General features: G+C 58.4%; 14 protein-coding genes, 2 tRNA genes and 1 pseudogene. 1 reads left to right on the forward strand and 16 read right to left on the reverse strand.

Features of this window, described 5'->3' with window-relative positions; translation table 11 throughout:
• Positions 1-27: 27 nt before the first annotated feature.
• The 10 genes from nusA to rlmE all read right to left on the reverse strand — a co-directional run bounded on the left by nusA (position 28) and on the right by rlmE (position 8,614).
• Entirely contained in the window at positions 28-1,509 is a 1,482-nt protein-coding gene (nusA, locus tag AC07OG_RS22415; protein WP_060541201.1) for a transcription termination factor NusA, read from the reverse strand.
• Positions 1,510-1,568: 59 nt separating this feature from the next.
• Entirely contained in the window at positions 1,569-2,027 is a 459-nt protein-coding gene (gene rimP, locus AC07OG_RS22420; RefSeq protein WP_038843818.1) for a ribosome maturation factor RimP, read from the reverse strand.
• A 138-nt stretch (positions 2,028-2,165) separates the two neighbouring features.
• Positions 2,166-2,242: transfer RNA gene (locus AC07OG_RS22425), tRNA-Met, on the reverse strand.
• A 97-nt stretch (positions 2,243-2,339) separates the two neighbouring features.
• Positions 2,340-2,425: transfer RNA gene (locus AC07OG_RS22430), tRNA-Leu, on the reverse strand.
• A gap of 22 nt (positions 2,426-2,447) precedes the next feature.
• Positions 2,448-2,831, reverse strand: a complete 384-nt coding sequence (secG, locus tag AC07OG_RS22435) for a preprotein translocase subunit SecG (RefSeq protein ID WP_060541200.1) — start codon at positions 2,829-2,831, stop codon at positions 2,448-2,450.
• 4 nt (positions 2,832-2,835) lie between these two features.
• Positions 2,836-3,591, reverse strand: coding sequence for a triose-phosphate isomerase (tpiA, locus tag AC07OG_RS22440; protein ID WP_218425531.1), 756 nt, complete (start codon positions 3,589-3,591; stop codon positions 2,836-2,838).
• A gap of 66 nt (positions 3,592-3,657) precedes the next feature.
• Positions 3,658-4,995 carry a phosphoglucosamine mutase gene (gene glmM, locus AC07OG_RS22445; RefSeq protein ID WP_218425530.1) on the reverse strand — a complete coding sequence of 446 codons (1,338 nt, stop codon included), beginning with the start codon at positions 4,993-4,995 and terminating at the stop codon, positions 3,658-3,660.
• A gap of 16 nt (positions 4,996-5,011) precedes the next feature.
• Positions 5,012-5,863, reverse strand: coding sequence for a dihydropteroate synthase (folP, locus tag AC07OG_RS22450; RefSeq protein ID WP_495068130.1), 852 nt, complete (start codon positions 5,861-5,863; stop codon positions 5,012-5,014).
• A gap of 8 nt (positions 5,864-5,871) precedes the next feature.
• Complete coding sequence (ftsH, locus tag AC07OG_RS22455) at positions 5,872-7,782, reverse strand: ATP-dependent zinc metalloprotease FtsH (RefSeq protein ID WP_060541196.1); 1,911 nt, start codon at positions 7,780-7,782, stop codon at positions 5,872-5,874.
• A gap of 202 nt (positions 7,783-7,984) precedes the next feature.
• A complete protein-coding gene (gene rlmE / locus AC07OG_RS22460) occupies positions 7,985-8,614 on the reverse strand; it encodes a 23S rRNA (uridine(2552)-2'-O)-methyltransferase RlmE (protein ID WP_060541195.1) in 630 nt (209 codons plus the stop codon).
• Positions 8,615-8,715: 101 nt separating this feature from the next.
• Between rlmE and AC07OG_RS22465 the strand changes: the two genes are divergently transcribed.
• On the forward strand, positions 8,716-9,024 hold the full coding sequence (locus tag AC07OG_RS22465; protein WP_060541194.1) for a YhbY family RNA-binding protein: 309 nt from the start codon (positions 8,716-8,718) through the stop codon (positions 9,022-9,024).
• Between the two features lie 9 nt (positions 9,025-9,033).
• Here AC07OG_RS22465 and AC07OG_RS22470 read toward each other — a convergent pair.
• From AC07OG_RS22470 to dnaJ, 6 genes and pseudogenes are all read right to left on the reverse strand, one after another.
• Positions 9,034-9,248, reverse strand: a pseudogene (locus tag AC07OG_RS22470) (hypothetical protein).
• 28 nt (positions 9,249-9,276) lie between these two features.
• Positions 9,277-9,753 (reverse strand): transcription elongation factor GreA, encoded by a 477-nt coding sequence (greA, locus tag AC07OG_RS22475; protein ID WP_046038757.1) that lies wholly within the window; start codon positions 9,751-9,753, stop codon positions 9,277-9,279.
• Between the two features lie 2 nt (positions 9,754-9,755).
• A complete protein-coding gene (gene carB / locus AC07OG_RS22480; RefSeq protein WP_060541193.1) occupies positions 9,756-12,977 on the reverse strand; it encodes a carbamoyl-phosphate synthase large subunit in 3,222 nt (1,073 codons plus the stop codon).
• Positions 12,978-13,095: 118 nt separating this feature from the next.
• Positions 13,096-14,232 carry a glutamine-hydrolyzing carbamoyl-phosphate synthase small subunit gene (carA, locus tag AC07OG_RS22485; protein WP_060541192.1) on the reverse strand — a complete coding sequence of 379 codons (1,137 nt, stop codon included), beginning with the start codon at positions 14,230-14,232 and terminating at the stop codon, positions 13,096-13,098.
• A gap of 259 nt (positions 14,233-14,491) precedes the next feature.
• Positions 14,492-15,295 carry a 4-hydroxy-tetrahydrodipicolinate reductase gene (gene dapB, locus AC07OG_RS22490; protein WP_060541191.1) on the reverse strand — a complete coding sequence of 268 codons (804 nt, stop codon included), beginning with the start codon at positions 15,293-15,295 and terminating at the stop codon, positions 14,492-14,494.
• A gap of 10 nt (positions 15,296-15,305) precedes the next feature.
• On the reverse strand, positions 15,306-16,430 hold the full coding sequence (dnaJ, locus tag AC07OG_RS22495) for a molecular chaperone DnaJ (protein WP_495068131.1): 1,125 nt from the start codon (positions 16,428-16,430) through the stop codon (positions 15,306-15,308).
• Positions 16,431-16,527 lie beyond the last annotated feature (97 nt).

Raw genomic sequence — 16,527 nt, forward strand, 5'->3', positions numbered from 1 at the left:
GCACTTCTCTCCTCAGGCCGCGCCTAATTACTCGAACCAGTGGGCTCGGGCGGCCATGATCAACTTGCCGGCACGATCATCGTCAATGCCGTCGATGTCGAGCAGGTCGTCAATAGACTGCTCGGCCAGGTCTTCGCGGGTAATTACGCCGCGCACCGCCAGTTCCATCGCCAAATCCTTGTCCATACCCTCAAGCGAGAGCAGGTCTTCGGCCGGATGGGCGTCTGCCAGCTTTTCCTCAGTAGCGATGGCTTTGGTCAACAAACGATCCTTGGCACGAGCGCGAAGCTCGTTGACGGTATCTTCGTCAAAGCCGTCGATGTTGAGCATTTCTTCCAACGGTACGTAGGCAATCTCTTCCAGGCTGGTGAAGCCTTCATCTACCAGCACCTGTGCCAGATCTTCGTCGACTTCCAGCTCGTCGATGAAGTTGCGCAGGATGTCGCCGGTTTCTGCTTGCTGCTTAGCCTGGATGTCCGATTCGGTCATCACGTTCAGGGTCCAGCCAGTCAATTGGCTCGCCAGACGCACGTTCTGACCACCGCGACCGATGGCCTGAGCCAGATTGTCTGCGCCGACGGCGATGTCCATTGCATGGGCATCTTCGTCAACGATAATTGCCGCAACCTCAGCCGGGGACATGGCGTTGATCACGAACTGAGCCGGGTTGTCGTCCCAAAGAACGATATCAACACGCTCACCGCCCAACTCACCCGACACTGCCTGGACGCGCGAACCGCGCATACCGATGCAAGCGCCCTGCGGGTCGATGCGTTTATCCTTGGAGCGAACGGCGATCTTGGCGCGCGAACCCGGGTCACGGGACGCAGCCATTACTTCGATCAGGCCTTCAGCAATTTCCGGCACTTCGATGCGGAACAGCTCGATCAGCATTTCCGGCGCGGTACGCGACAGGATCAGCTGAGGGCCGCGGTTCTCGGTGCGGATTTCCTTGAGCAGCGCACGCAGACGCACGCCAACCCGGAAGGTTTCGCGAGAAATGATGTCTTCACGAGCCAGCAACGCTTCGGCGTTGTTGCCCAGATCGACGATCACGTTGTCGCGGGTCACTTTTTTCACGGTGCCGGAGATGATTTCACCCAGGCGCTCGCGGTAAGCGTCAACAACCTGGGCGCGCTCGGCTTCGCGAACCTTCTGCACGATGACCTGCTTGGCAGTCTGTGCAGCGATACGTCCGAACTCGATGGACTCGATCTTCTCTTCGACAACGTCACCGACCTTGGCGCCAGGATGCGTTTGGGCAACCTTGCTTGGCCAGGTTTCGATAGCCGGGTCGTCCAGGTCTGCTTCCTCGACGACCGTCCAGCGACGGAATGTCTCGTAGGCACCGGTGTGGCGATTGATTTCCACACGCAGATCGACTTCGTCCTCGAACCGCTTCTTGGTAGCAGTGGCCAGGGCCAGCTCCAGCGCTTCAAAAATAACGTTTGCCGGTACACCCTTTTCGTTGGATACCGACTCAACAACCAGCAGTACTTCTTTGCTCATCGTACGCCTCGCCTTTCGCAAGCCATTGGATCCGCGGGATCCGCAGTATCTGGCACGCCTCAGTCAAAACTGGGAATAATGTTGGCCTTGTCGATCATATCGATCGGCAACAGGAACTCATGGTCTTCAACCTGCACCACGACATCCTGCTCTTCTACGCCGCGCAGAAGGCCCTGAAAGTTGCGTCGTCCTTCAAAAGGCGAGCGCAGCTTGATCTTCACTTGTTCACCGGCAAATTTTGCAAACTGCTCAATAGTGAACAGAGGGCGTTCCATGCCAGGCGAGGAAACTTCAAGGGTGTATTCAACGGAGATTGGATCTTCAACATCCAGTACACCGCTGATCTGACGGCTGACAATGGCGCAATCGTCCACCAGCACACCGCCCTCTTTATCGATATAAACGCGCAACATTGAGTGGCGACCCTGGGCCGAGAACTCAATACCCCAGCATTCATAGCCTAGGGCCACGACCACCGGGGCCAGCAAGGCCTGCAACTCTTCTAGCTTGCTCGACACCTGAACCCCCTAGTGCATGTATGTGCATGCTTTGCAAAATAAAAAAATGGGCGAAACGCCCATCCTTGAAACGCCGTCGAACAGCGGCGTTGAAAGTGTCCAGCTAACAAAAAGCCCCTGAAAAGGGGCTCCTTAAACTGGTTGCGGGGGCCGGATTTGAACCGACGACCTTCGGGTTATGAGCCCGACGAGCTACCAGACTGCTCCACCCCGCGACAAAGCTGGGGCGGAAGTATACGACCGATCCCCTACAGGGTCAATGTAACCTTCCACCTGCAAGAAAGCCCGCAACAGCGGGCTCTCCTGACTAATTGGTACCGAGAAGGGGACTCGAACCCCTACACCCTATGGGCACAACCACCTCAAGGTTGCGTGTCTACCAATTCCACCACCTCGGCAATACTACGTTTGAAACCCTTCTTACTTCTGCTCTTGAGCTGGAGGCACGTCAGTCGCTGGAGTAGCCGACTTTTGCTCTTGAAGCACCGGGACATCATCAGAAGCCGGCTGTTGCTTTGGAACTTCCAACACCGCTGGATTTGGCAAACCTACCTGAGTCAGCTCTTGAGCCTTCTCTTTAGCAAAGTAACCTAACCCTAAGCTGGTTATGAAGAAACCTGCGGCAAGTATAGCAGTAAACTTACTAAGAAAGGTAGAGGAACCTTGGCTTCCGAACACAGTATTTGAAGCACCTGCTCCGAAAGACGCACCAGCATCCGCACCTTTACCCTGCTGCAGCAAAACCAGAGCTACTACGCCCAATGCACCCAGCAGATGAAAAACGACTACGACTGTTTCCAGCATTTTTTCAGTTTCCCGCGGCGCGACAAATCGCACCGAACTCATCTGCATTCAGGGAAGCCCCACCAATGAGACCCCCATCGATATCCGGCATGCCGAACAGTTCGACCGCATTGGCCGCCTTCACGCTGCCGCCGTATAGAAGCCGCACACCTTGTGCGACTTCAGAATTCTCTGCCGCCAACTGAGCGCGGATGGCTGCGTGCACATCCTGCGCCTGTTGCGGCGAAGCAGTCAGCCCGGTGCCAATGGCCCAGACCGGCTCGTAAGCAATTACTGCATTAGCAAAGACACCGACACCCAGCTCGTCGATGATGCTGCTCAGCTGATGCGAGACGACTTCAACAGTCTTCCCCGCTTCGCGCTGCTCGAGGGTCTCCCCTACACACAACACCGGAATCAAGCCACTTGCCTGTGCCGCTGCAAACTTGCGGATCAGCGTTGCGTCCTGCTCGCCCATAATCTGGCGGCGCTCAGAGTGCCCGACAAGCACCAGAGAACAACCTGCATCCACTAACTGACTTGGCGAAACCTCACCGGTCAGTGCACCTTGTCCGGATTCCACCGCAGAGTTCTGCGCGCCGACCGAAATCGACTTTCCTTTAACGCCATCAACCACTTGGCTGATATGCAACAAAGGCGGGAATACCGCTACATCAACACCGCTCGGCAAGGCCAAGTCACGAAGGCCGTTGATCAGCTCAGCGACGCTGGCGCGGGTACCGTGCATCTTCCAGTTACCAGCTACCATAGGGCGACGCATGCTGTACCTCGTCGGTCAAAGTGGGCGCAGATGTTACCCAACACAAACAAGGCTGGCAAGCCGAATTCAGGCAGAAACTTCAGTAACCAGTTTTGCCAGCTCTTCGGCGTAGCCGCGAACCACGTTTTCGTCTTCGCCTTCGACCATGACACGCACCAGCGGCTCGGTCCCGGATTTGCGCAGCAGCACGCGTCCGCGCCCCGCCATCGCACGGGTTACGCGCTCGCTGGCTTCCTTGACCGACGCATGCTCGAGAGGGTTCGCACCGCCACCGAAACGCACATTGATCAGCACCTGAGGGCACTTGCGCAGCGCCTGCCGGGACTGCGCCAGGCTTTCGTCACGGTTTCTGAGCGCCATCAACACTTGCAGCGCCGCGATGATAGCGTCACCCGTGGTGGTATGGCTGAAGCACACGACATGCCCCGAGTTCTCACCCCCAACGATCCAGTTGCGCTCCAGCAATTCGGCAATCACGTAGCGGTCGCCGACATTGGCCCGCACAAACGGAATACCCAGATCGGCCAGGGCCAGTTCCAGCCCCAGGTTACTCATCAGGGTTCCGACTACACCGCCTTGCAGCTTGCCCCGCTCATGCAGGTCGCGGGCAATGATGAACAGCAGTTCATCGCCATCCACCACCGCACCGGTGTGATCGACCATCTGTACGCGGTCGCCATCACCATCGAAGGCAATACCCAGATCGGCATGCTCGGCCACGACAGCTGCCTGCAGCGGCCCCATATGGGTCGAACCGCAATTGTCGTTGATGTTCAAGCCATTAGGCTGGGCAGACAGCACGACAACTTCGGCGCCCAGTTCACGGAATACACTCGGCGCCACCTTGTAGGTCGCACCGTGAGCGCAGTCGATCACGACTTTCAGGCCGGAGAAGGCGGTGCCGGTCGGCACGCTGCTCTTGCAGAATTCGATATAACGGCCCGAGGCGTCGTTGATCCGCGATACCTTGCCGATCTTGCTCGACTCAACCACAGTCATCGGGGTATCGAGCAGCTCTTCGATCATCAGTTCGACTTCGTCCGGCAGCTTGGTGCCCTTGCCGGAGAAAAACTTGATGCCGTTGTCATCATGCGGATTGTGCGAGGCACTGATCACGATACCGGCTTCAGCATGAAAGGTGCGCGTCAGATAGGCGATGGCCGGTGTCGGCATCGGACCGAGGAGCATCACATCCGCACCTGCCGAGGTCAGCCCTGCCTCAAGCGCCGACTCGAACATATAACCGGAGATCCGGGTGTCCTTGCCTACCAATACCTTGCAGGCGCCCATCTTGCGGAACGCCATGCCCGCAGCCCAGCCCAGCTTGAGCATGAAGTCCGGAGTGATCGGGTATTGACCGACACGGCCACGAATACCATCGGTGCCAAAGTATTTTTTGCTCATAAGTGCTCCATCATTCTTATTCGGCTGACTCGACTGCGGCGATCATTCGCACCACGTCTACTGTTTCAGCTACATCGTGGACGCGCAATATACGCGCTCCTTTCGCCGAAGCCAGCGCCGCAAGCGCAAGACCGCCATACAGCCGCTCTCCCACCGGACGACTCAATGCCTGACCGATCATGCTTTTTCGCGACACCCCTACCAGCAGGGGGCGCCCCAAGGCATGCAGGGCTTCCATATGTTTAAACAAGCTCAGATTGTGCTCCAGGGTCTTGGCAAAGCCAAAACCCGGATCAAGAATGATCCGCTCCGGTGCAATGCCAGCCAATGAACACTGGGCCATGCGCTCGGCGAGAAACTCACCCACTTCTCTCGTAACATCCTGATACTGCGGATTATCCTGCATGTCACCCGGCTCACCAAGCATATGCATCAGGCATACGGGCAATCCGGTAGCAGCCGCAGCATCCAGCGCACCCTCACGGCGCAGCGAGCGCACATCATTGATCAACCCGGCGCCCAGGCGGGCAGCCTCGCGCATGACGGCAGGCGTAGAGGTGTCGACCGAGATAATCACATCCAGCTCGCAGTGAATGCGCTCGACAATCGGCGCTACACGCTCAAGCTCCTCCAGCGGCGATACCGCCCTGGCACCCGGTCGCGTCGATTCGCCGCCAACGTCGATCAGCGTCGCGCCGGCCGCCACCATCGCCTCGGCATGGCGCAAGGCCGCATCGAGCTGGCTGTATTGGCCACCATCGGAAAAGGAGTCAGGAGTGACATTGAGAATACCCATGACATGCGTCTGGGCCAAATCAAGAACCCGGTTGCCGCAAGGCAACCGGGTCGAGGACTGAACAGAAGTCATTTAGAACCTTAAACGTCAGCAGCAGGGCCGCCGATTGGTGTTTCCGGACGTTCATCCTGCACTACAGGAGGCGTTCCGGAGGTACCGGTGCCTCCCGACCAGTCGCGAGGCTCGCGAGGTGGTCGACCTGCCATGATGTCGTCGATCTGCTCGGCGTCGATTGTTTCGTACTTCATCAAGGCATCGGCCATGGCATCGAGCTTGTCACGGTTGTCCGTGAGGATCTGCTTGGCTGTGCCGTAGCATTGATCAATGATGCTGCGCACTTCGGAGTCGATCAGCTTGGCTGTTTCACCGGAGAAGCTGGCAGCCTGACCGCCACCGCCGCGACCGAGGAACACTTCACCCTCTTCTTCGGCGTACATCAACGGACCGAGTTTCTCCGAGAGACCCCACTTGGTCACCATGTTCCGCGCAATCTGACTGGCACGCATGATGTCGTTGGAAGCGCCCGTGGTCACCCCATCGAAGCCCAGGGTCATCTCTTCAGCGATACGACCGCCGTACAGCGAGCAGATCTGACTGATCAGCGCACGCTTGGACAGGCTGTAACGATCTTCTTCCGGCAGGAACATGGTGACACCCAGCGCACGACCGCGCGGGATGATCGACACCTTGTACACCGGGTCATGCTCTGGCACGACGCGACCGACGATAGCGTGGCCTGCTTCGTGATAAGCGGTGTTCTGCTTCTCTTTCTCGGACATGACCATGGATTTGCGCTCGGCACCCATCATGATCTTGTCTTTGGCCAGTTCGAACTCTTTCATTTCAACGATGCGCTTGCCGGCACGGGCAGCAAACAGCGATGCCTCGTTGACCAGGTTGGCCAGGTCGGCACCGGAGAAGCCCGGGGTACCGCGAGCGATCACTGCCGGAGCGACGTCGTCACCCATCGGCACTTTGCGCATGTGCACCTTGAGAATCTGCTCGCGACCACGGATATCCGGCAGACCGACCACAACCTGACGGTCGAAACGGCCCGGACGCAGTAGTGCAGGGTCCAGTACGTCAGGACGGTTGGTCGCGGCAATCACGATGATGCCGTCATTCATTTCAAAGCCATCCATCTCCACCAGCAACTGGTTGAGAGTCTGTTCGCGCTCGTCGTGACCACCACCCATGCCGGCACCACGGTGGCGACCGACGGCATCGATTTCGTCGATGAAGATGATGCATGGCGCGTGTTTCTTGGCCTGTTCGAACATATCTCGAACGCGGCTGGCGCCAACACCGACGAACATTTCAACGAAGTCGGAACCGGAAATGGTGAAGAACGGCACTTTCGCTTCACCGGCGATGGCCTTGGCCAGCAAAGTTTTACCGGTACCCGGAGGGCCGACCATCAGCACGCCACGGGGAATGCGGCCGCCCAGGCGCTGGAACTTGCCCGGATCACGCAGGAACTCGACCAGTTCGCCGACTTCTTCCTTGGCTTCGTCACAACCGGCGACGTCCGCCAGGGTAGTTTTCACCTGATCCTCGGAGAGCAGGCGTGCCTTGCTCTTGCCGAAGCTCATCGGCCCACCTTTGCCACCGGCTCCGCCCTGCATCTGCCGCATGAAGAACATGAACACGGCGATGATCACCAGGATCGGGAAGCTGGCGACCAGTAGCTGGGTCCAGATGCTTTGCTGCTCAGGCTGCTTGCCTTCGACCACGACGTGGTTGTCCACCAGGTCGCCGATCAGGCCGTTGTCCTGGATAGCCGGACGGATGGTCTTGAAGCTGTCGCCATCAGTGCGCTTGCCGGTAATCACGTAGCCATCAACCGCTACGCGCTCGACTTTGCCATCCTTGACCTGCTGGATGAAGTCGGAATAGTTGAGGGTCTGCGGCTCGTTAGGGCTGGAGAAGTTGTTCATCACTGTCACCAGGACAGCCGCGATGATCAACCACAGGATCAGATTCTTTGCCATATCGTTCAATTAACTACCCTCTGAAGCAAGCGCCGCTGGTGGCGCGCGCCTCGCATGATATTCACCGGCCTAACTTACTACATTACCTACGACTTGGCAGGCGCCGTCTGTAACCCTTTGTGAAACACTTCCTACACAATATTCGCTAATTCCCACAAGGCGAAATACGAAAATCCTATCGCCCTGCAAAAAAAACCTCGTTTTACTCACTACGGCCGCGGTAGCCCCAGGCCAGCATGTATTGCTCGCGGGAACTGCCTCGGGAAGAGTCCGGCTTCATCATTTGGACCTTGTCGAATTTCAGACGAGTGTCCTTCACGTAAGCATCGAACCCTTCGCCCTGGAAAACCTTGATCACGAAATTACCACCGGGCTTGAGTATCCGCTCCGCCAGATCAAGCGCCAGCTCGCAAAGGAACATGGCTTTTGGCATATCCACGGCAGGCGTACCACTCATATTGGGGGCCATATCGGAAATCACAAGGTCCACCTGCGAATTACCCACGGCTTCAAGGATCCGCGCGAGCACTTCGTCCTGGGTGAAGTCGCCCTGGATGAAATTAACGTCCGGGATGCTGTCCATTTCCAGGATGTCCGAGGCGATCAGACGCCCCTGACCACCGATCAGGCGGCTGGTGACCTGCGACCAGCCACCGGGCGCCGCACCCAGGTCGACAACGCTCATGCCCGGACGGATCAGCCTGTACTTCTCCTGAATCTCCAGAAGCTTGTAACTCGCACGCGAGCGGTACCCATCCTTCTGCGCCTGTTTCACATAGGGATCATTGACATGTCTTTTCAGCCACTCAAGGCTTGTCTTGGAACGCGCCATTGGGCACCTCGTTGATAAGGGTCGTGATTAGTTGGGCGGATCCACGAACCCTCGGGTAAAATGGCCGCCATTTTACAGAATCCAGACGAAAGGGTCAGATTATGCCGCTCACTCAAGAGCAGAAGAAACAGTACAAATCCATTGGCCACCACCTGAAACCAGTATTGATTGTGGCTGATAACGGTTTGACTGAAGGTGTGTTAGCCGAATTTGAACGCGCTTTGGCGGATCACGAGCTGATCAAGATCAAGCTCAACATCCTCGATCGCGAATCGCGCCTGGCAGCCATTGCAGAACTGTGCAAGGTCGGCAAAGCGGACCTGGTTCAAGTCATCGGCAAGATGGCACTGGTTTACCGCAAGAACTTCAGCGTCAACAAGCAGCTGTCGAACGTCCATCGCTTCAAGTGATGACAAGGGTCAAGGGTGTGCTTCGCGCACCCTGCCACTCCATTCAGGAGCAGGCGCCCCTACCAGCATTAGCCCGCCATAGATCGACAAGGCCCTCGGCCCTTACCAGCACCAAAGCCTGAAAAATCACACACGCTGCGGCAATTTTCGCCATCAGCGCTTTCAGCATGCCTGCAATATCTTCGATTCCCAGCCCGAAACATCTGAGCCAGCCACCAAAGCAAGGCGCCCGCACGAGGCGGGCGCCAACCTTCAGACGTGGCGAACTTCGACGATCTCGTACTCGATTACGCCGCCAGGCGTTTTCACGGCAACCACATCACCCTCTTCCTTGGCAATCAAGGCACGGGCCAGTGGCGAACCCACCGAAATCTTGCCGAGTTTGAAGTCTGCCTCGTCCTCACCCACGATGTGGTAAGTCACGCGCTCATCAGTCTCGACGTTGGCGATTTCAACGGTGGTGCCGAAAATCACTTTGCCAGTATGAGGAATAGTCGTGACATCAATGATGACCTGATTCTGAATCCGGCCTTCGATGTCACGAATACGCGCCTCGACCATACCCTGCTGCTCGCGAGCAGCGTGGTATTCGGCGTTTTCCTTCAAGTCACCCAACTCGCGGGCCGTACCGATGTCCTGGCTGAGCTTCGGACGAACGACCTTGGTCAGGTGAGTGTGCTCTTCTTCCAGGGCGCGAGCGCCCTGAACAGTCATTGGGTACTTCGTTATGCTCATGCCTTCAATCCTGCGTGTAGATCCTGCAAGCGACGCACGGTCTTCTCGGGACCGAACTTCAGCGCTTCACAGATGGCTTCGCCAGCAGCAATGGTGGTGGTGCAGTAAATCTTGTGCTGCAGGGCATTGCGACGAATGGAGTACGAATCAGCGATCGATTGACGACCTTCGGTGGTGTTGATGATCAGGGTGACTTCGTCATTCTTGATCATGTCGACCACGTGCGGACGACCTTCGGTCACCTTGTTCACACGGCGCACTTTCAGGCCAGCAGCTTCGATCAGCTTGGCAGTACCGGCAGTGGCAACCACTTCGAAGCCCAAGTTGATCAGATCACGGGCCACGCCTGCAACCAGCGGCTTGTCGTCGTCACGCACGCTGATGAACGCGGTACCGCCGGTCGGCAGCACTTCGCTGGCGCCCATCTGGGCCTTGGCGAACGCTTCGCCGAAGGTGTCGCCCACGCCCATCACTTCACCGGTGGACTTCATCTCTGGGCCCAGGATCGGGTCCACGCCAGGGAATTTGGCGAATGGGAATACCGCCTCTTTCACGCTGTAGAAGTTCGGAATGATTTCCTTGGTGAAACCGATTTCCTTCAGGGTTTTACCGGCCATGACGCGAGCCGCGATCATTGCCAGGGAAACGCCGATGCACTTGGATACGAACGGCACGGTACGCGAAGCACGCGGGTTGACTTCGATGACGTAGATGTCGTCGCCTTGCAGCGCCAACTGTACGTTCATCAGGCCGACCACGCCCAGTTCCAGGGCCATTTTCTTGACCTGTTCGCGCATCTCGTCCTGGATGTGCGCCGGCAGCGAGTAAGGCGGCAGCGAGCATGCGGAGTCACCGGAGTGAACGCCGGCCTGCTCGATGTGCTGCATGATCGCGCCGATGACTACATCCTTGCCGTCGCAAACCGCATCCACGTCCATTTCGATGGCGCAGTTGAGGAAGTGGTCCAGCAGCACCGGGCTGTCGTTGGACACTTGAACCGCTTCGCGCAGGTAGCGCTTGAGTTCTTCTTCTTCGTAAACGATTTCCATCGCACGACCGCCCAGAACATAGGACGGACGCACCACCAGCGGGTAACCGATCTTGGTGGCTGCACGAATCGCTTCGTCTTCGCTGCGCACAGTGGCGTTTGGCGGCTGACGCAGGTTCAAGCGCTGGACCATTTGCTGGAAGCGCTCACGGTCTTCGGCACGGTCGATGGCATCAGGGCTGGTACCGATGATCGGTACGCCAGCAGCTTCCAGGGCGCGAGCCAGTTTCAACGGGGTTTGGCCGCCGTACTGTACGATCACGCCTTTTGGCTTCTCGACGCGCACGATTTCCAGCACGTCTTCCAGGGTCACTGGCTCGAAGTACAGGCGATCGGAGGTGTCGTAGTCGGTGGAAACGGTTTCCGGGTTGCAGTTGACCATGATGGTCTCGTAACCGTCTTCGCGCAGCGCCAGCGCCGCGTGTACGCAGCAGTAGTCGAACTCGATGCCCTGACCAATGCGGTTCGGACCGCCGCCCAGGATCATGATCTTGTCGCGGCCCGACGGCGCGGCTTCGCACTCTTCTTCGTACGTCGAGTAGAGGTACGCGGTGTCAGTGGCGAATTCGGCAGCACAGGTGTCGACGCGCTTGTAGACCGGGAAGATTTCCAGCTTGTGACGGTGAGCACGCAGGGCCTTCTCGGTCACACCCAGCAACTTGGCCAGACGCATGTCGGAGAAGCCTTTGCGCTTGAGGCGGAACATCAGGTCGCGGTCGATGCTGGTCAGACCCAGGGTCTTGACCTTCTCTTCGTCCTTGATCAGATCTTCCATCTGCACCAGGAACCAAGGATCGATCATGGTCATGCTGAAGATTTCATCGACAGTCATGCCCGAGCGCATGGCGTCCGCCACGTACCAGATACGCTCGGCGCCCGGCACGGTCAGCTCGCGCTTGAGCACGCTCATGCTTTCCGGGTTGCTCAGGTCAACCTTCTCGTCCAGGCCGCAAACACCGACTTCCAGCCCGCGCAGGGCTTTCTGCAGGGATTCCTGGAAGGTACGGCCGATGGCCATGACTTCACCCACCGACTTCATCTGAGTGGTCAGACGGGCGTCAGCCTTGGCGAATTTCTCGAAGGCGAAACGTGGCAGCTTGGTGACGACGTAGTCGATGGACGGTTCGAAGGACGCCGGGGTCTTGCCGCCGGTGATGTCGTTCGACAGTTCGTCCAGGGTGTAACCCACAGCCAGCTTGGCCGCGACCTTGGCAATCGGGAAACCGGTAGCTTTCGAAGCCAGGGCCGAAGAACGCGATACCCGCGGGTTCATCTCGATCACGACCATGCGGCCAGTGTTCGGGCAGATACCGAACTGAACGTTCGAACCGCCGGTTTCCACGCCGATCTCGCGCAGTACCGCCAGGGAGGCGTTACGCAGGATCTGGTATTCCTTGTCGGTCAGGGTCTGTGCAGGAGCCACGGTGATCGAGTCACCGGTGTGCACGCCCATCGGGTCGAAGTTTTCGATCGAGCAGACGATGATGCAGTTGTCCTTTTTATCGCGGACAACTTCCATTTCATATTCTTTCCAGCCGATCAGCGATTCGTCGATCAGCAGTTCCTTGGTCGGCGACAGGTCCAGACCACGGGCGCAGATTTCTTCGAACTCTTCACGGTTGTAAGCGATACCGCCACCGGTGCCGCCCATGGTGAAGGACGGACGGATGATGCACGGGAAGCCGAGCTTCTCGAGAACCGCGTTGGCCTCTTCCATGCTGTGGGCGATACCGGAGCGCGGGCACGCCAGGCCGATGGATTTCATCGCCTTGTCGAAACGCGAACGGTCTTCAGCCTTGTCGATGGTGTCAGCGTTGGCACCGATCATCTCTACGCCGAACTTCTCCAGAACGCCTTCACGCTCCAGGTCCAGGGCGCAGTTCAGAGCAGTCTGGCCGCCCATGGTCGGCAGCAGCGCGTCCGGACGCTCTTTCTCGATGATCTTGGCAACGGTCTGCCACTTGATCGGCTCGATGTAGGTGGCATCGGCCATGGCCGGGTCGGTCATGATGGTGGCCGGGTTGGAGTTCACCAGGATGACGCGGTAACCCTCCTCGCGCAGGGCTTTGCAGGCCTGGGCGCCGGAGTAGTCGAATTCGCAGGCCTGGCCGATTACGATCGGGCCAGCGCCGAGAATCAGGATGCTTTTAATGTCTGTACGTTTTGGCATGGGTTTGTCACTCAAATCCGCAGGTCAGTCGGCAAGCCGTCTTGTTCAATCTGTGAAGCCTTGAGGGGGCCGCCGGTTTCGGGACCACCCTCAAGCTTTGCTACATCAGGGCGAGCGATCAGCGTCGCTTGGCCATCTCGTTGATGAAGCGATCGAACAATGGCGCTACGTCGTTCGGGCCAGGGCTGGCTTCAGGGTGACCCTGGAAGCTGAAGGCGCTCTTGTCGGTACGCTCGATCCCTTGCAGGGTGCCGTCGAACAGCGATTTGTGGATCGCGCGGACGTTGGCTGGCAGGGTCGCTTCGTCTACGGCAAAACCGTGGTTCTGGCTGGTGATCATCACTACACCGCTGTCCAGATCCTGGACCGGATGGTTGGCACCGTGGTGGCCGTGGCCCATTTTCAGGGTCTTGGCGCCGGAGGCCAGAGCCAGCAGTTGGTGACCGAGGCAGATGCCGAACACCGGGATCTCGGTTTCCAGTACTTCCTTGATTGCCTTGATCGCGTAGTCGCATGGCTCAGGGTCGCCCGGGCCGTTGGACAGGAACACGCCGTCCGGCTGCAGAGCCAGCACATCGGCAGCAGGCGTTTGCGCAGGCACGACGGTCACGCGGCAACCGCGCTCGACCAGCATGCGCAGGATGTTCACCTTGACGCCATAGTCGTAAGCCACGACGTGGTATGGCAGCTCGGAGGCTTCGATGGTCGCGTGACTGTCGGTTTTCAGATCCCAGACGGTCGAGCGCCACTCGTAGCTTTCCTTGGTGCTGACGACTTTCGCCAGGTCCATGCCTTTGAGGCCAGGAAAACCCTGGGCAGCGGCGATGGCGGCTTCTTCGGAAATGTTGTCACCGGCCATGATGCAGCCGTTCTGCGCGCCTTTTTCACGCAGGATACGTGTCAGGCGGCGGGTGTCGATACCGGCGATGGCCACAACGTTGTTGGCCTTCAGATAGTCAGACAGGGACATCGTGTTACGCCAGTTGCTCGCAACCAGTGGCAGGTCACGAATGACCAGGCCAGCCGACCAGACGCGGTTCGACTCGGCATCTTCCGGGGTAGTACCGGTGTTGCCGATGTGCGGGTAGGTCAGGGTAACGATCTGTTGGGCGTAGGAAGGATCGGTAAGGATTTCCTGATAGCCGGTCATTGCGGTGTTGAACACCACCTCACCAACGGTTTGACCGTCGGCTCCAATGGCTTCGCCGCGAAAAATGCTGCCATCAGCAAGGGCGAGTATGGCTGGCTTAGTCAAGAAGACCTCCCGTAAATAAAGCCTGAAAGGGCGATCGCAGGTTGTAAAAAAGCGGAGTGACGTATGGACACGTCACCCCGCTTCTTCACTGAATTATTCTGCGCGCTTTTAGTGGACACACTAAAGCTGTAGCTTACAGAAAAAGGCCTTTTTGGTCTACCGCCAATGAGCCTTAAAGGCTGGAGAATGCGACAGGACGTCGCTTGGCGGAATAAAACCGGGCTCAAACGCTGTGCGCGAGCCCGATTTCGGCTGCATCTTAACGCAGATCGAGCACGTCTTGCATGTCATAAAGACCAGGCTCGCGCCCGTCCAGCCACAATGCGGCCCGTACCGCACCCTTGGCGAAGGTCATGCGACTGGAAGCCTTGTGGGTGATCTCGACACGCTCGCCATCGGCGGCGAACAGCACCGTGTGATCACCAACGATGTCGCCGGCACGCACGGTGGCGAAACCAATGGTCTCGCGCTCACGAGCGCCGGTCTGGCCTTCACGGCCATACACCGCCACCTTCTTCAAATCACGCCCCAGCGCATCGGCAATCACCTCGCCCATGCGCACGGCGGTGCCGGACGGCGCATCGACTTTATGGCGATGGTGGGCTTCGGTGATTTCGATGTCGACATCGTCGCCCAACACGCGAGCAGCGGTATCGAGCAATTTCAGGCACAGATTGACACCAACGCTGAAGTTGGCCGCGAAGACAATCGGAATGTCCTTGCCCGCTTGCGCCAGCAATTGCTTCTCTTCGACACTGAAACCGGTGGTGCCGATGATCATCGACTTGCCGTGTTTGCGGCAGAAGGCGAGGTTCTTCAGGGTCACCGTCGGGTGCGTGAAATCAATCAGCACGTCGAACTCGTCGACGACTCGATCCAGATCACCGGACAGCGGCACGCCGATACGACCGATAGCCGCCAGCTCGCCAGCATCAGCACCCACCAGCGTGCTGTCAGGACGATCCACCGCCGCCGTCAGACCGGCGCCAGGCGCTTGCTGCACCGCTTCAATCAGGGTCTTGCCCATGCGCCCGGCGGCGCCCATCACTGCAATACGTCGCATGCCTGTCTCCTTACAAATCGCCGAAGAAGCGTTTCACGCCTTCGAACCAGCCAGTGGTTTTCGGCGAATGGCTGTTGTCGTCGGCCAACGAACTGCGGAATTCTTCCAGCAGTTCGCGCTGACGACGACCCAGGTTAACCGGCGTCTCGACCGCCACGCGGCACATCAGGTCACCGGCACCGCCACCACGCACGGGTGCAACACCCTTGCCGCGAACACGGAACTGCTTGCCGGTCTGGGTTCCCTCGGGAATCTTCAGCTTGACCCGACCGTCAAGGGTCGGAATTTCCAGCTCGCCACCCAGCGCCGCATCGACGAAGCTGATCGGCACTTCACAGAACAAATGCTTGCCGTCACGCTGGAAAATCGCGTGTTCGCGCACATTGATCACGACATACAGATCACCGGTCGGCCCACCCTGAGCACCCGCCTCGCCCTCGCCGGACAGACGAATGCGATCGCCGGTATCGACACCGGCCGGCACTTTCACCGACAGGGTCTTGTACTCCTCGATACGACCTTCGCCCTGGCAGGAGTTGCACGGATCGGAAATGATCTTGCCCTGGCCATGGCAGCGCGGGCAGGTCTGCTGCACCGAGAAGAAGCCTTGCTGCATGCGCACCTGGCCGATACCGCCGCAAGTCGGGCAAGTCACCGGCGCAGAACCTTTCTTGGCACCGGAACCGTCGCACGGCTTGCAGTTGACCAGCGTCGGAACACGGATATTCACCGTGGTACCGCGCACCGCCTCTTCGAGGTCGAGCTCCAGGGTGTAGCGCAAGTCGCTGCCGCGCTGGGCACCGCCACGGGAGCCGCCGCGACCACCACCGAAGAAATCGCTGAAGACATCACCAAAGATGTCGGAGAAATTCTGACCGCCGAAACCGGCACCGCCGCCACCCATGCTCGGGTCGACACCGGCATGACCGTACTGGTCGTATGCCGCGCGCTTGCTCGAATCGGACAGCACTTCGTAGGCCTCGTTGGCCTCCTTGAACATTTCTTCCGACGCTTTGTCATCGGGATTACGGTCCGGGTGGTGCTTCATTGCCAGGCGACGGTAGGCCTTTTTCAGGTCCGCTTCGCTTGAGCCGCGCTCAACACCCAACACTTCGTAATAGTCACGCTTTGCCATAAGTCATCTGCACTCTTGAGGACGTCCGACAAAACCCTCCTGAGTTTGCCGAACTCGTTGAGCCCCAATACAGGCCCGGACCCAACTCACGTCAATT

Source organism: Pseudomonas sp. GW821-FHT09H03 (assembly GCF_059415945.1).

What these genes read in the sequence shown, in the direction of transcription:
- tpiA (WP_218425531.1), bottom strand. Translation starts at nt 3,591, where the DNA reads ATGCGTCGCCCTATGGTAGCTGGTAACTGGAAGATGCACGGTACCCGC.
- glmM (WP_218425530.1), bottom strand. Translation starts at nt 4,995, where the DNA reads ATGAGCAAAAAATACTTTGGCACCGATGGTATTCGTGGCCGTGTCGGT.
- nusA (WP_060541201.1), bottom strand. Translation starts at nt 1,509, where the DNA reads ATGAGCAAAGAAGTACTGCTGGTTGTTGAGTCGGTATCCAACGAAAAG.
- folP (WP_495068130.1), bottom strand. Translation starts at nt 5,863, where the DNA reads ATGACTTCTGTTCAGTCCTCGACCCGGTTGCCTTGCGGCAACCGGGTT.
- dapB (WP_060541191.1), bottom strand. Translation starts at nt 15,295, where the DNA reads ATGCGACGTATTGCAGTGATGGGCGCCGCCGGGCGCATGGGCAAGACC.
- dnaJ (WP_495068131.1), bottom strand. Translation starts at nt 16,430, where the DNA reads ATGGCAAAGCGTGACTATTACGAAGTGTTGGGTGTTGAGCGCGGCTCA.
- AC07OG_RS22465 (WP_060541194.1), top strand. Translation starts at nt 8,716, where the DNA reads ATGCCGCTCACTCAAGAGCAGAAGAAACAGTACAAATCCATTGGCCAC.
- secG (WP_060541200.1), bottom strand. Translation starts at nt 2,831, where the DNA reads ATGCTGGAAACAGTCGTAGTCGTTTTTCATCTGCTGGGTGCATTGGGC.
- rlmE (WP_060541195.1), bottom strand. Translation starts at nt 8,614, where the DNA reads ATGGCGCGTTCCAAGACAAGCCTTGAGTGGCTGAAAAGACATGTCAAT.
- carB (WP_060541193.1), bottom strand. Translation starts at nt 12,977, where the DNA reads ATGCCAAAACGTACAGACATTAAAAGCATCCTGATTCTCGGCGCTGGC.
- ftsH (WP_060541196.1), bottom strand. Translation starts at nt 7,782, where the DNA reads ATGGCAAAGAATCTGATCCTGTGGTTGATCATCGCGGCTGTCCTGGTG.